Source organism: Pleomorphomonas sp. T1.2MG-36 (assembly GCF_950100655.1).
In the GTDB taxonomy this organism is placed as follows: Bacteria; Pseudomonadota; Alphaproteobacteria; order Rhizobiales; family Pleomorphomonadaceae; genus Pleomorphomonas.
The window spans coordinates 293,826-308,253 of the sequence record NZ_CATNLY010000012.1 but is presented as its reverse complement, the minus strand read 5'-3'; the positions used below and the strand labels follow the sequence as shown (position 1 = coordinate 308,253).

Genomic DNA, 14,428 nt, shown 5'->3' with positions numbered 1-14,428 from the left:
AATAATGCCAAAAAGCTACCACTTGTCCAGAGGGGCAATCATAATTCATTCACTTTTGCGACCGGCACGGTTCTCCCAGAAGCTGGTCAGGTTGATTGTTCGATTTAAATCAATTAGTTGAGTATTCAGCCCCAAAAAAGCGGAGGGCTCGACCAATATGCCGATTGGCAAATGGTATTTTTTTGGTACTTTTGGGGGGAGGAGGGCCGCAATGGTGGATTTCGTGATCGGCGTCGACGGGGGCGGGACCGGCTGCCGGGCGGCTGTGGCAGGCCGCGACGGGCGCATCGTTGCCACCGGCGCCGGCGGTGCGGCCAACGTTCTGAGCGACCGAGCCGGCTCACTCCGCAACATCAGGACCGCCATCGATGCGGCTCTTGCCGCCGCCGGCCTCGACAAGGGCGCGCTCCAGCGTTCGGGCGTGCTGCTCGGTCTTGCCGGCAGCAACGTCGGCGATACCGCCGCCTTCGTCGCGGCTTCGCTGCCTGCCGGCCGGGTGGAGGTGGTCTCCGACGGTCTCATTGCGCTTGAAGGCGCCATAGGGGACGGCGACGGCGCGGTGGCCATTCTCGGCACCGGCTCGATTTTCTTTGCCAGACTGGGCGGCGCGGTGCGGTCCTACGGCGGCTGGGGCTTCGTCATCGGCGATTTCGGCTCCGGGGCGAGCCTCGGTCGCGTGGCCCTCTCCGCGGCGCTGCTCGCCCACGACCGCATCATCGCGGCCTCGCCGCTCACCCATCGGTTGATTGCCGAGTTCGGCGGCGCGCCCGGCCCCATGGTCGAGTTCGCGCGGACGGCGACGCCCGGCGATTTCGGCCGCTTCGCACCGGCGGTTTTTGCGGCGGCGGAGGAGGGCGATGCCGTTGCGCTCGACATCGTCACCAAGGCGGCCGCCTCTGTCGACCTGGCGCTGGATCGTATCGTTGACGACGGCGTGGACCGTATCTCTCTGCTTGGCGGCCTTGCGCCGCTCTATCCCGCCTATCTTGCCGCTCGTCACCGGCCACGTCTGATGTCGCCGGTCGGCAACGCTCTCGCCGGGGCGGTGGCGCTTGCCGCGCGGCGCTTCCTGGGCAGTGAGGGAGGCGCGCAATGAGCGGCGACATTTCCAGCATATTGCTCCCCGAACAGTTGCAGGCGACCGGTACGGGGCCGCTTTATCTGAAGCTGAGACAGGCCATCGAGGCGGCCATCAGCGGCGGGCGGCTCAAGCATGGCGATGCGCTGCCGCCGGAGCGCGAGATCGCCGACTTCGCCGGCATCAGCCGCGTCACCGTCCGCAAGGCGGTGGACGATCTCGTCGAGGCCGGTCTTCTGGTGCGCCGCCATGGGTCCGGCACCTTCGTCGTCAAGCCGGTCGAGCGGGTGGAACAGTCGCTGTCGCTGCTCACCTCCTTTACCGAGGACATGGCCCGGCGTGGCCTCAAGGCCAGCTCCCGCTGGCTCGATCGCGGGCTCCACCTGCCGTCGCCGGAGGAGGCGATGATGCTGGGGCTGGCCGGTGGCGGCCTCGTCGCCCGGCTCGAACGTCTGCGGATCGCCAACGATCTGCCGCTTGCCCTCGAACGGGCGGCGCTTTCGGCCGAGGTGCTGCCCGACCCCGCTTCCGTGGACGGATCTCTCTACGAGGCGCTGGCCCGGAGCGGCCATCGGCCCGTCCGGGCGGTGCAACGCATCTCCGCCTGCAACATTCGCGGACAGGATGCGGCTTTGCTCGGCGTTCAGGCCGGTGATGCCGGCCTGTCCATCGAGCGCATTTCCTATCTCGCTTCAGGCCGGGTGGTCGAATTCACCCGGTCGCTCTACCGAGCCGACGCCTACGACTTCGTCGCCGAGCTGACGCTTCCCCAGTCCTGATCCGTCACCATCAAGGAGACGTTCCGATGTCCGCCCTTCACATCCGTGGTATTCGCCTGTTCGACGGCAACACGTGGCACGACGACGCAGAGCTTGCCGTGGAGGGTGGTCGTTTCATTGCCCCCGACAACGTTCCGGTCGGCGCCGAGACGATCGATGCCGGTGGCCTGCTCGCGGTGCCGGGCTTCATCGATCTTCAGGTCAACGGTGGTGGCGGCATCAACTTCAACGACGAGCCGAGCGTCCCGACCATCGAGCGCATCTGTGCCGCCCACGCTCATTTCGGCACGACGGCGCTGCTGCCGACCCTGATCACCGATCGTCGCGAAACTCGCTCCGAGGCGGTTGCCGCCGGCAAGGCCGCGCGGGCGGCCGGCGTTCCCGGTTTTCTCGGGTTGCATCTGGAGGGGCCGCATCTTTCCGCCGCCAAGCGGGGCGTTCACGCTGCCGCCTACGTCAGGCCGATGGAGGAGACGGATATCAAGGAGCTCGTCGGGGCGCTCTCCGCCGGTCCGACCATGCTGACCGTGGCCCCAGAGTCGACGTCGGTCGAGGCCGTTCGCCGCCTTGCCGCGGCCGGCGCCATCGTCAGCCTCGGCCATACCGACTGCGACTACCACACGGCGCTCGCCTACATCGCCGCTGGCGCCAGCACGGCGACCCACCTCTTCAACGCCATGAGCCCCTTCGGCCACCGGACGCCGGGCATGGTCGGCGCGGTGCTCGACAGCGGAATTTCCGCCGGCCTGATCGCCGACGGGATTCATGTTCATCCGGCGGCGGCACGGGTGGCGCTCCGGGCGAAGCGCGGGCCCGGGCGGATCTTCCTGGTGACCGATGCCATGCTGACCATCGGCACCGATCTGCCGGACTTTGAACTCAACGGCCGGACCATTTTCCGCCGTGACGGCCGTCTGGCGCTTGCCGACGGCACGCTGGCGGGAGCCGACATCGACATGCTGTCGTCGGTGCGTTACGCGGCGGAGCATTTCGAGATCGGCCTCGACGAGGCGATTCGCATGGCCACCGTCTATCCGGCGGAGGCGATGCGCATCGGCAACCGCAAGGGGAGGGTGGCGCCGGGGCTCGACGCAGACTTCCTGCTGCTGACGCCGGATTTCGAGCTCAAGTCGACCTGGATCGGCGGAGCAAGGGTCTATTCGGCCTGAACCGTCCCTTCACAGCTTCCTGAGCATGACCTGCTCGATGGCGTGGCTGGTGCTTTTGCGCAGCACGAGGTCCGCCCGGAGACGGGTCGGCTGGATGTTCTCGCGAAGGTTGGCGAGGTTGATTCGCGTCCAGAGGCCGAGGGCGGTGTCCAGCGCCTCTTGTTCCGAGATCTCGGCGTAGCGGCGGAAGTACGACTGCGGATCGCGGAAGGCGGTCTGCCTCAGGCGCATGAAGCGTTCGACATACCAGCGCTGCAGGTCGGCCTCGTCGGCGTCGATGAAGATCGAGAAATCGAAGAAGTCGGAGACGAAGGGAATGGCCCGCCCGTCGCGCGGCAGTTTGCCGGTCTGCAGGACGTTGAGCCCCTCGAGGATCAAAATGTCGGGCTGGTCGACGACGATGCGCTCGTCCTGGACGATGTCGTAGACGAGGTGGGAGTAGACCGGCGCCCAGACGTTCGGCTTGCCGGCCTTGATGTCGGTCAGGAAGGAGAGGAGAGCGGCCCGGTCGTAGCTTTCGGGAAAGCCCTTCTTCTCCATCAGGCCCTCCTCGCGCAGCACGGCGTTCGGAAACAGGAAGCCGTCGGTGGTGACGAGGTCGACCTTAGGCGACGATGGCCAGCGCGACATCATCGCCCGCAGAATGCGCGCCGTCGTCGACTTGCCGACGGCCACGGAGCCCGCGATGCCGATGATGAAGGGCTTCTTGGCGTCCGAGCGGCCGAAGAAACGGCGCGTGGACGAGTGCAGCATTTGCGCCGATTCGACGTAGAGCGACAGCAACCGCGACAGCGGTAGGAAGATGTCCGACACCTCGTCGAGCTGCACCGGGTCGTTGAGCGAGCGCAGGCGGATGACGTCGTCGAGCGTCAGCGTCAGCGGCATGCCGGCCCTGAGCACGGCCCAGTCGGCGCGGGTGTAGACTTCGTAGGGCGACAGCGCTTTCCGCACGAACTGTTCCATTCGTCACCATCTCCGGATCGCCTCGGGCGATCCGCTGATCTCGGATACATGGCGGCAATCGGCCGCCGGCCTCGGCCGGCATGCCATGGTCGAGAGGTCAGTCGGCCGGGCGGCTGGCCTTTTCCTGCAGGCCGGACTGCGCCGTGCGGCGTTTGAGCTCGGCGAGCACGTCGTCGAGAGGCACGCCCTTCAGCGCCAGCACAACGACGAGATGATAGAGGAGGTCGGCGCTTTCGTAGGTCAGCGCGTCGGCGTCGCCGGTCACGGCGGCGATCACGCTTTCCACCGCTTCCTCGCCCAGTTTCTGGGCCGCCTTGGCGATGCCCTTCTCGGCCAGCTTGCGCGTGTAGGAGGTGGCGTCGCCGTTCTTCAGCCGATCGGCGACGATCGTCTCGAGATCGGAAAGTGTGAAGGTGCTGTCAGCCATGCCGATCATCCCTGGAGGCGGACGGGAACGCCGGCCGCGGCGAGATGCGCCTTGGCCTCGCCGATGGTGAAAGTGCCGAAGTGGAAGATCGACGCCGCGAGCACCGCTCCGGCGTGGCCGTCCCGAATCCCCTCGACGAGATGGTCCAGGGTGCCGACACCGCCCGAAGCGATGACCGGCACCGATACCGCGTCGGCGATGGTGCGGGTCAGCTCGAGGTCGAAGCCGATCTTGGTGCCGTCGCGGTCCATCGAGGTCAGCAGGATCTCTCCGGCGCCGAGCGAGACCACTTCCTGCGCGTATTCGACGGCATCGATGCCGGTTGCCTGCCGCCCGCCATGGGTGAACACTTCCCAGCGCGACTTGCCGTCCGAGGACACGCGCTTGGCGTCGATGGCAACGACGATGCACTGGTTGCCGAACTTCTCCGACGCGCGACGAACGAGGTCGCGGTCGCGGACGGCGGCCGACATGATGGACGCCTTGTCGGCGCCGGCAAGCAGCAGTTCGCGAATATCCTCGACCGACCGAACCCCACCGCCCACCGTCACCGGCATGAAGCAGCGCTCGGCCGTGCGCCGCACCACATCTAGGATGGTGCCGCGATTCTCGTGGCTGGCGGTGATGTCCAGGAAGCAGAGTTCGTCGGCGCCGGCCGCGTCATAGGCGGCGGCGGCCTCGACCGGATCGCCGGCGTCGATGAGGTCGACGAAGTTGACCCCCTTGACCACCCGGCCGTCCTTGACGTCGAGACAGGGGATGACGCGAGCTTTCAGCATTGGGGGCACCACGATTGAAATGCGCCCATTTCTTATACGGCTCCACGAACGGACGCCAGTCCCATGGCGCCGAACAGGCTTGCGGTGGGCGGGACGCGGCCGGCGGCATCCGTTGCCGTTGCCGTTGCCGATGGTCAGTCCGTTGTGCAGGTATCTTACGATAGACTTGGTTGCACTTGGCGTGCGGCCGATCAAGAATATGCAGCCAAGAGTAGAGTTTTTACTAGCGATGATTCCGCAAGGCATAAACTTCCCGTAAATCAGTAACCAATTAACTGAAGGGAATGGATGACGTAGCGGTCGCCGGACCGCAGAGTTTCTGGGCCGTTATCGTTGCATGTGCCATGCGTGGTTCCTTCGTCTTCCGAAGGGGAATGGTTGGCGATGCAGGTCGGCATATAGGGTAGGAACGAAGATCATGTGGCCCTTTTCAAATCACGAAGCTGCGGTGCTTGCCGCTCTCGACCGCTCCCTGGCGGTCATCGAATTCGACACGGCCGGTAAGATCATCACTGCCAACGCCAATTTTCTGAAGGTCATGGGCTACGAACTTGCCGAGATCGTCGGCAAGCACCATTCGATGTTCGTCGACCCCACCGAGGTGCAGAGCCCGGCCTACGCTGCCTTCTGGCGCGATCTGCAGGCTGGCCGGTACATGTCGGCCGAGTTCCGCCGTATTGCCAAGGGCGGGCGCTCCGCCTGGATTCAGGGTACCTACAATCCGCTGATCGACAAGTCCGGCAAGGTCTACCGCGTCGTCAAGTTCGCCACCGACGTCACCGATCGCAAGCTGGAGGACGTGAAGGTTCAGGGGCAGATCGCCGCCATCAACCGCGCCCAGGCCGTGATTTCCTTTGAGCCCGACGGCACGATCATCGAGGCCAACGAGAACTTCGAAAAGGCGCTCGGCTACAAGCCCTCCGAAATCGTCGGCAAGCACCACTCGATGTTCGTCACGCCCGAGGAGCGCAACAGTCCGGCCTACAAGAAGTTCTGGGACGATCTCCGCGCCGGACAGTTCAAGTCGGACGAGTTCCATCGTGTCGGCAAGGGAAACCGGGACGTCTTCCTGCAGGCGACCTACAATCCGATCTTCGATGGTGCCGGCCGGCTTGTTCGCGTCACCAAGTTTGCAACCGACATCACTGCCGTCATGGAGCGGCGGCGCAAGCGGCAGGCCGCCCAGACCGAAATCAACCGCGAACTCGCCGAGGTGGCCGATATGATCGCCCGCTCGAACGCCGAGGCGGCGGGCGCCAACTCGACGGCGGGGGTCACTGCTTCGAACGTGCAGGCGGTTGCCGCCGGCGCTGAGGAACTCGTCTCTTCGGTCGGCGAAATCAGCCGCCAGGTGAGCGTTGCGCTATCGGTCTCGCAGGATGCCGTGACGCAGGCCGATACCGCGACCAAGGTCGTGTCCGGTCTCGCGACGGCGGCCCAGAAGATCGACCAAGTGGTCGAGCTCATCAACACCATCGCCGGTCAGACCAACCTTCTCGCCCTCAATGCCACCATTGAGGCGGCGCGGGCCGGCGAGATGGGCAAGGGATTCGCCGTCGTCGCGCAGGAGGTGAAGCAGCTCGCCGCCCAGACGTCGAAGGCCACCGACGAGATCGCCAGCGAAATCGCGGCGGTGCAGACCATCTCGTCCAAGGCGGTGCAGTCCATCGACGGAATCACCTCCATCATCACCCGCATCAACGACATATCCTCGTCGATCGCCGCCGCCGTTGAAGAACAGGCTGCCGTGACGCAGAACATGTCCGGCAGCATGCACACCGCCGCGAACGGCGTCGAGGAAATCGCCAAGGCGCTGGCCGATATCAGCAGCTCGACGCAGTCGATCGACGACGCGGCCAACAAGCTGCAGAAGGCGGCGGCAACGCTCGCCTGATCGCCGCTTGGATCCATCATGGGAACCGCCCTGTTGCCCAAGGCAGCAGGGCGGTTTGCCGTTTAGAGCAGGCCCAGCAAAAGTGGCTACCGGTTTTGCGGCCGGACCTGCGTCTTAACAATGAGATGGAGTTTTCCGGCGAACCGGAGTTAGCCGGAAAACTCTATCGCCAGCTTCCCTCGGCCCACATGCGCGAGAAGGCGGTCCGGTAGTCCGGATAGGCGTAGGCGAGCCCGAGTTCGGACTTGCTCTTGAGATTGGCCACCCGCTTGTTCTCGCCATAGAAGCTGCGGGCCATGGGTGACAGCTCGGCCGTCTCGAAGTCCTGCTCCGGTGGCGGCGCCACGCCCATCAGCTCGGCGGCGTAGGCGACGACGTCCTGCGGGGGTGCCGGCTCGTCGTCCGTTATGTTGAAAAGACCGCTGGCGCCCGTCGCGAAGGCCCGCTCGACGGCGGCGGCGATGTCGTCGACATGGATGCGGTTGAACACCTGTCCCGGTTTGACGAGGCGGCGAGCGCTGCCTTCCGCGAGGTTGACAAGCCCGTTGCGGCCAGGGCCGTAGATGCCGGACAGGCGCAGCACGGCCACCGAGGCGCCGATGGTTTCGCCGAATGCCAGCCACTCGTTTTCCGCCTTCACGCGGGCGAGGGATCGTGCGCTCTTCGGCCGGCATTCCGATGTCTCGTCCACCCAGGCGCCAGCATGGTCGCCATAGACGCCGACCGTCGAGAGGTAGGCGATTGAGACGAGCGACTTCTCGTCTGCAAGCGCCTCGGCAAGCACCGGCAGGACGCGATCGCCGCCGTCCGGCCCCTCGGCCGGCGCGATGGAAACGAGAACGTGGGTGACGCCGGTGAGCGCCGGCCGCAGGGCCTCGGCCGCCTCTGGCGATCCATCGAACAGGCGCATCTCGGCGAGCGGCGCCAAGGCGGCGGCCTTTGCCGCCGAACGGGTGGTGCCGACCGCCTCTCTCGGGGCAAGGCGGCTGAGCGCCGCCGTGGCGCTATAGCCGAGGCCGAAGGCCATGAGCTTCATCGGGCGATCTCCTGAGGGTCGGGACGGTTTCGGAACCGTGATGCGGGCATTCGCAGAGGCAAGTTGCATAGAGGCATTTCCGTCCTACATAAAGGCGTCATTCAGGGACGGTTTCCACGCTTCGGGTGGGTGGCCGTTGCCGCAAGGAGCATCTCATGATGGAACATACCAATCCGTCCACCTGGTACGGCACCACGATCGTGACGGTCCGCAAGGACGGGAAAGTGGTGATTGCCGGGGACGGTCAGGTCACGCTCGGCGCCACCGTTATCAAGCACACGGCGCGCAAGGTGCGCCCGCTCGGGCGCGGCGACGTGATCGCCGGCTTTGCCGGAGCCACCGCTGACGCCTTCACGCTGTTCGAACGGCTGGAAGCCAAGCTCGAACAGTACCCCGGCCAACTGATGCGCGCCTGCGTCGAGCTCGCCAAGGACTGGCGCACCGACCGCTATCTCCGCCGCCTCGAAGCGATGATGATCGTCGCCGACGCCAACGTCACCCTGGTGCTGACCGGCACCGGCGACGTTCTCGAGCCCGAAGGCGGCATTGCCGGCATCGGGTCCGGCGGCACCTACGCGCTCGCCGCCGCGCGCGCTCTGGCCGACAGCGGCCAAGACGCCGAAACCATCGCCCGCAAGGCGATGAAGATCGCCGCCGACATCTGCATCTACACCAACGAGAACGTCGTCGTCGAAAGCCTTCCCAAGGCCTGAGTTCCATCCCTCCGGATCGCTGGCCCCCGCGCGCCACTCCGGATTGCTCCATCCGAGGATAAAGCCATGCCCGATTTCTCGCCGCGCGAGATCGTTTCCGAACTCGACCGCCACATTGTTGGCCAGAAGGACGCCAAGCGCGCCGTCGCCATCGCGCTCCGCAACCGCTGGCGCCGTCTTCAGCTCGACCCCTCGCTGCGCGAGGAGGTGCTGCCCAAGAACATCCTGATGATCGGCCCCACCGGCGTCGGCAAGACGGAAATCTCCCGTCGTCTCGCCCGTCTCGCCAACGCGCCCTTCGTCAAGGTCGAGGCCACCAAGTTCACCGAGATCGGCTATGTCGGCCGCGACGTGGAGCAGATCGTTCGCGACCTTCTTGAGGTCGGCATCTCGCTCGTTCGGACGCAGAGGCGCAAAGACGTCGAGGCCAAGGCCCATCTCGCCGCCGAGGAGAGGGTGCTCGATGCCCTGGTCGGCACGTCGGCCAGCCCGTCGACGCGCGACACCTTCCGCCGGAAACTCCGGGCGGGCGAACTCGACGACAAGGAAATCGAGGTCGAGTTGACCGCCACCGGCAGTCCGGGCGGCATGGAAATTCCCGGCATGCCGGGCGGGCAGGTCATCAACCTGTCCGAAATGATGCAGAAGATGATGGGCGGCGTGAAGAAGACCCGCCGCGTCAACGTCAAGGACAGCCACGACCTGCTCACGGCCGAGGAAGCCGACAAGCTGATCGACCAGGACAAGATCATCGCCGAGGCGATCGAGTCGGTGGAGAACAACGGCATCGTCTTCCTCGACGAGATCGACAAGATCTGCGCCAAGGACGGCCGCGACGGATCGGTGTCGCGCGAAGGCGTGCAGCGCGACCTCTTGCCGCTCATCGAAGGCACGACGGTGTCCACCAAGCACGGCTCGGTGAAGACCGACCACATCCTGTTCATCGCCTCCGGTGCCTTCCACGTCGCCAAGCCGTCGGACCTGTTGCCCGAGCTTCAGGGTCGCCTGCCGATCCGCGTCGAGCTGAAGCCGCTCGACAGGGACGACTTCCGTCGCATCCTGACCGAGCCGCAGGCCAGCCTGATCAAGCAGTATGTGGCCCTGATGCAGACGGAAGGGGTGACGCTCAACTTCACCGACGACGCCATCGACGCCATCGCCGAGATCGCCGTCCACGTCAACGCGACCGTCGAGAACATCGGCGCCCGACGCCTGCAGACCGTGCTTGAGCGCATTCTCGACGATATCTCCTTCTCGGCCCCCGACAGGTCCGGAGAGGAGATCACCGTCGATGGCGCGGCGGTCAGGGCCGCGCTCGGCGACCTCGCGCACAATACCGACCTCAGCCGTTTCATCCTCTGAGGTCCGCCCCTCGGGAGAGAGCCCGGTGCTCTTCCCCGGGGGACTTCGATGCCGACGTTCGCGAGATGCATAGTCCGGCGCTTCGGTGCGACCAATTGTTATGAAACGCAAGTTTCTTGTTGTTCTCAAGGGTTTTGCGTATATCGTTTCAACGAGATCGGTCGCATCAATGGAACTGATCGGTCTGCCGCTCGCCGGGGGGCATGGGTGGCGGACTTCCGGGCGACGCTTGCCGGTTGCAGACCGGTAGGCGTCGTGCGGATTTCGGTTGCGATCTCAGGAAGAGAGACGCCGTTGTCCCTCGTCAGTACAGCCGGGTACCCGGTGCATCGGACGGACATATGGGTGAAAGTTCAACTCCGCACAACAAGACCGTAAAACTGGCCGACGTGGCGCGGGCCGCCGGGGTCAGCCAGGGAACGGTTTCCAACGTCTTCAACCGTCCGGGCCTGGTTTCGGAGCAGTTGCGCGAACGGGTCGAGGAAGCGGCGCGATCCCTGGGCTATCGCGGTCCTGATCCGCGTGGGCGCCTGCTCAGGGCGGGACGCGTCAACGCCATCGGCGTGGTGACCATCGGCCCTCTCAACTGCTTCTTCGACGATCAATACACCCGAATGTTCCTGTCCGGCGTCGCCAGGGCCTGCGAGGCGCGCGGCGCCGGCATTTCGCTGGTGTCGGCGATCGACGACGAGATCGCCGCCTGGAACATCCGCACGGCTCTCGTCGACGGTTTCATTCTCAATTGCCTCAATGAAGGCAACACGCTGGTCGAACTGGCCAAGAAGCGCGGCCTGCCGTTCGTGGCGGTGGACTTCCCCGTTGGTCCCGGCTTCGATGTCGTCAGGATCGACGACTATCGCGGCGCTCGCGACTCGGCCCAGCACCTTCTGGATCTCGGCCACAGGCATTTTGCCGTCTTCACCTTCGAGACCGAGAAGGAAGTGCGCGTCGGCTTCGTTGACGATGTCCGGGCCGAGCGGGCTTCTTTCGAGGTGGTGCGTCGGCGGCTCACCGGCTATCGCGATGCGTTCAGGGCCGCTGGCCTGCCGCCCCAGCCGGTATTCGAGACTGGTTCCGAATTCGATGGCGTGCGGACCGGCGTCGATGCCGTGCTTGCCGCCAATCCGGACACCACCGCCTTCGTCTGCGCATCCGACCGCGTGGCGTTGCAGGTCATAGCCTATCTTCAGTCCCTGGGCCGCAGGGTTCCCGAGGACTTCTCGGTGATCGGATTCGACGGCATCGAGGAGGCTGCTAGTTCCAACCCGCCTCTCACCACCATTCATCAGCCGGCCATCGGCAAGGGTGAGGCGGCGGTGGAGCTCATCCTTGGCGACAAGCCGGACGATGCCGGTGGACGCGTGGTCGAACTGCCGATCGAGTTGGTGAGCGGCGGGTCGACGGCGCCTCCGCGCAAGGGATAGATCACCCGATGCTTCCGCACTGCGCCGTCGACGAGCCAGTCTCGTCGGCGGCGCAGTGGCGTTTTGGTCAGGGCGTCAGCCCGAACAAGCTGAGATCGGCCGGCCCCAGTCGATCTCTGGCAGTCTGAAGCTGGTGCCAATAGGGGTAGAGAAGGGGCAGTGCGCTGACCTCGTCGAGCCGTTTGCGTTCGCCCTCGGAAAGCTGGAGGCCGGCGGCCTTCAGGTTGTCGGCAAATTGCGCCTCGGTACGGCCGCCGATCACGAGCGACGTCACGCCCGGTCGACCGAGCAGCCAGGCAAGCGCCACCTGAGCCGCGCTGACACCGCGGGAGTCTGCGATATCCACCAGCGCGTCGACGATGGTCCAGAGTCGATTCTCGTCGCGGATGGGGGGCTCCGTCCAGCCAGCCAGCTGGCGCGTGCCCTCCGGCGCGGCGTTGCGGCGATGCTTGCCGGACAGGAGACCGCCGGCGAGGGGGCTCCAGACCAGGATGCCGAGCCCCTGATCGAGCGAAAGCGGAACCAGCTCGTATTCCGCCTCGCGGGCCTCGAGCGTGTAGTGGATCTGTTGCGATACGAAGCGCTGGCGATGCTCGGCCGCGGCGGCGCCGAGCGCCTTCATGACATGCCAGGCGGAAAAGTTGGAACAGCCGACGTAGCGGACCTTGCCGGCGCGGACCAGACTGTCGAGCGCTTCCATGAACTCCTCGACCGGCGTCAGGCCGTCCCATTGATGAACCTGGTAGAGGTCGATGGTCTCGGTCTTGAGGCGGCGGAGGCTGGCCTCGCAGCCGGCAACGATGTGATGGCGGCTGAGACCCCGATCGTTGGGGCCGGCGCCCATCGGAAAGCGAACCTTGGTAGCCAGCAGGACGCCCTTGCCCTTGCGCTCCTGCATGAGATCGCCGACGATTTCCTCGGAAAGGCCATCCGAGTAGACATCGGCCGTGTCGATCAGGTTGACGCCGGCATCGATGCAAAGGTCGATGAGCCGTGCCGCTTCGGTGAGGCCGATGGCACCGACCTTGGCGAATGCGCCCCGGCCTCCGAACGTCATGGTCCCCATGGTGAGCGTCGAGACCTTGAGGCCCGAACGTCCGAGAAGACGGTATTCCATTGGCTTTCTCCCTTGGTTCCGGCGCCGAACTTATGACACGAGCGGGGAGCTGTGAAGGCGATCGCCGCAAGGCGGCTTGGCCGCCGGCCGCATTTTTCTCTTGGCGCTTCGGCGGGCTGGTGTAAAAGCCGGACAGGACTGGAGATGAGACCATGCCCCTCAAGAGCATGACAGGATTTGCCCGGCTCGACGGCTCGGCGGCAGGCAACCGTTTCGCCTGGGAATTGCGCGCGGTAAATGGCCGGGGGCTCGACCTTCGGCTGCGTTTGCCGCCCGGTTTCGACGCTGTGGAAGCGGCGGTGCGCCGCAAGGCGTCGGAGGCACTGTCGCGCGGCAACGTGTCGATCAACCTGACGGTATCGCGCGAAACGTCGATCCAGACTTTCCGTATCGACGAGAACCTGCTTTCCGCCCTCATCGACGTGGCGCGTCGCCATTCGGGCACGCCGGGCATTCGTGACGCTTCGCTCGACGGCCTCCTCGCCATCCGCGGCGTTGTCGAGGTGGTCGACGCGGCGCCGGACGAGGAAAGCGCGAAGGCCTTCGAGGCCGAGCTCATCGCCACGTTCGGCAAGGTGCTTGCCGATTTTCAGGCGTCGCGTGCCGCCGAGGGCGTGGCCCTGGCCCGCATCCTGGGAGACCAGGTGAACGAAGTCGCCCGTCTCATTGACGAGGCGGAGGCCCTGCCGGCCCGCACGCCGGAAGCGATCCGCGATCGCCTTGAAGAGCAACTTGCCGTGTTGCTGGTCCGCGAAGATATCGATCCGCAACGCCTCCACGTCGAGGCGGCGCTCATTGCCACCCGGGCCGATGTGCGCGAGGAGATCGACCGCCTCAAGGCTCACATCTCCCAGGCCCGCGAACTCATGGCGAGCGATGCCGCCGTCGGCCGCCGGCTCGACTTCCTGGCGCAGGAGTTCAACCGGGAATCCAACACCCTCTGCTCCAAATCCAACGATACGGCCCTGACGCGGATCGGACTCGCCCTCAAGGCGGTCGTCGATCAGTTCAAGGAGCAGGTCCAGAACGTCGAGTGAGTCCCATGGCCGACCAAAGGCATGTCCGCTTTCCCCGCCGCGGTTTGATGTTCGTGATCTCGTCGCCTTCCGGGGCCGGCAAGGGCACGCTGTCGCGCAACATTCTCGATACCGACCGCGACATGACGCTGTCGATTTCGGTGACGACGCGCGACCGCCGCCCAAGCGAGATCAATGGCGTGCATTACCACTTCATCTCGCAGCAGCGCTTCCTGTCGATGCGCGACGGTGGCGAGCTTCTGGAGTGGGCCGAGGTGCACGGCAACTACTACGGCACGCCCCAGGCGCCCGTGGAGGAGGCCCTGGCGTCCGGGCGCGACGTGCTGTTCGATATCGATTGGCAAGGCGCCGCCCAGTTGCGCGAGAAGATGTCGTCCGACGTCGTCTCGGTGTTCATTCTGCCGCCGTCGATGGCCGAATTGCGCTCGCGGCTCACGCGGCGGGCGGAGGATGCGCCCGAGGTGATCGAGAAGCGGCTGGTGAACGCCAGACGGGAGATCGCCGAGTGGTCGAACTTCGACTATGTGGTGGTCAACGACGATCTCGACGCGGCCTTTGCCGACCTGACCGCCATCCTGCGCGCCGAACGCAGCCGCCGGTCGCGCGCGGCCGAGGGTATCGAGGGCTTCGTCGGAACGCTTCTGGCCTGA

Annotated in this window: 14 protein-coding genes; 9 read left to right on the top strand and 5 right to left on the bottom strand. The window is 65.5% G+C overall.

The window, feature by feature from the left end; translation table 11 throughout:
• The first annotated feature begins 211 nt into the window (after positions 1 to 211).
• The 3 genes from QQZ18_RS08285 to nagA are packed head-to-tail and all read left to right on the top strand — an operon-like array spanning position 212 to position 3,026.
• Positions 212 to 1,096 carry a BadF/BadG/BcrA/BcrD ATPase family protein gene (locus QQZ18_RS08285; protein WP_284539977.1) on the top strand — a complete coding sequence of 295 codons (885 nt, stop codon included), beginning with the start codon at positions 212 to 214 and terminating at the stop codon, positions 1,094 to 1,096.
• Positions 1,093 to 1,857, top strand: a complete 765-nt coding sequence (locus QQZ18_RS08280; RefSeq protein WP_284539975.1) for a GntR family transcriptional regulator — start codon at positions 1,093 to 1,095, stop codon at positions 1,855 to 1,857. Before QQZ18_RS08285 ends, QQZ18_RS08280 begins: the two co-directional genes overlap by 4 nt.
• Before the next feature lie 26 nt (positions 1,858 to 1,883).
• Positions 1,884 to 3,026: an N-acetylglucosamine-6-phosphate deacetylase gene (gene nagA / locus QQZ18_RS08275; protein ID WP_284539973.1), complete on the top strand. Its 1,143-nt coding sequence runs from the start codon at positions 1,884 to 1,886 to the stop codon at positions 3,024 to 3,026.
• A gap of 9 nt (positions 3,027 to 3,035) precedes the next feature.
• Here nagA and coaA read toward each other — a convergent pair whose 3' ends face one another.
• From coaA to hisF, 3 genes are all read right to left on the bottom strand, one after another.
• Positions 3,036 to 3,989 (bottom strand): type I pantothenate kinase, encoded by a 954-nt coding sequence (gene coaA, locus QQZ18_RS08270; RefSeq protein WP_284539971.1) that lies wholly within the window; start codon positions 3,987 to 3,989, stop codon positions 3,036 to 3,038.
• Positions 3,990 to 4,086: 97 nt separating this feature from the next.
• A complete protein-coding gene (locus QQZ18_RS08265; protein ID WP_284539969.1) occupies positions 4,087 to 4,416 on the bottom strand; it encodes a phosphoribosyl-ATP diphosphatase in 330 nt (109 codons plus the stop codon).
• A gap of 5 nt (positions 4,417 to 4,421) precedes the next feature.
• Complete coding sequence (gene hisF, locus QQZ18_RS08260) at positions 4,422 to 5,195, bottom strand: imidazole glycerol phosphate synthase subunit HisF (RefSeq protein ID WP_284539967.1); 774 nt, start codon at positions 5,193 to 5,195, stop codon at positions 4,422 to 4,424.
• Between the two features lie 418 nt (positions 5,196 to 5,613).
• Between hisF and QQZ18_RS08255 the strand changes: the two genes are divergently transcribed.
• Positions 5,614 to 7,089, top strand: coding sequence for a methyl-accepting chemotaxis protein (locus QQZ18_RS08255; protein WP_284539965.1), 1,476 nt, complete (start codon positions 5,614 to 5,616; stop codon positions 7,087 to 7,089).
• Between the two features lie 163 nt (positions 7,090 to 7,252).
• On the opposite strand, the gene QQZ18_RS08250 is transcribed toward QQZ18_RS08255, so the two are convergent.
• Complete coding sequence (locus QQZ18_RS08250; RefSeq protein WP_284539963.1) at positions 7,253 to 8,125, bottom strand: SDR family oxidoreductase; 873 nt, start codon at positions 8,123 to 8,125, stop codon at positions 7,253 to 7,255.
• A gap of 158 nt (positions 8,126 to 8,283) precedes the next feature.
• Between QQZ18_RS08250 and hslV the strand changes: the two genes are divergently transcribed.
• The 3 genes from hslV (at position 8,284) to QQZ18_RS08235 (ending at position 11,624) form a co-directional block, all read left to right on the top strand.
• Entirely contained in the window at positions 8,284 to 8,838 is a 555-nt protein-coding gene (gene hslV / locus QQZ18_RS08245) for an ATP-dependent protease subunit HslV (protein ID WP_284541012.1), read from the top strand.
• Positions 8,839 to 8,904: 66 nt separating this feature from the next.
• Positions 8,905 to 10,200 carry an ATP-dependent protease ATPase subunit HslU gene (gene hslU / locus QQZ18_RS08240; RefSeq protein ID WP_284539961.1) on the top strand — a complete coding sequence of 432 codons (1,296 nt, stop codon included), beginning with the start codon at positions 8,905 to 8,907 and terminating at the stop codon, positions 10,198 to 10,200.
• A gap of 341 nt (positions 10,201 to 10,541) precedes the next feature.
• Positions 10,542 to 11,624 carry a LacI family DNA-binding transcriptional regulator gene (locus QQZ18_RS08235; protein ID WP_284539958.1) on the top strand — a complete coding sequence of 361 codons (1,083 nt, stop codon included), beginning with the start codon at positions 10,542 to 10,544 and terminating at the stop codon, positions 11,622 to 11,624.
• Positions 11,625 to 11,691: 67 nt separating this feature from the next.
• Here QQZ18_RS08235 and QQZ18_RS08230 read toward each other — a convergent pair whose 3' ends face one another.
• Positions 11,692 to 12,741, bottom strand: a complete 1,050-nt coding sequence (locus QQZ18_RS08230) for an aldo/keto reductase (protein ID WP_284539956.1) — start codon at positions 12,739 to 12,741, stop codon at positions 11,692 to 11,694.
• A gap of 152 nt (positions 12,742 to 12,893) precedes the next feature.
• Here QQZ18_RS08230 and QQZ18_RS08225 point away from each other — a divergent pair, with 152 nt between their 5' ends.
• Positions 12,894 to 13,778: a YicC/YloC family endoribonuclease gene (locus tag QQZ18_RS08225; RefSeq protein ID WP_284539954.1), complete on the top strand. Its 885-nt coding sequence runs from the start codon at positions 12,894 to 12,896 to the stop codon at positions 13,776 to 13,778.
• A 5-nt stretch (positions 13,779 to 13,783) separates the two neighbouring features.
• Entirely contained in the window at positions 13,784 to 14,428 is a 645-nt protein-coding gene (gmk, locus tag QQZ18_RS08220) for a guanylate kinase (protein WP_284539952.1), read from the top strand.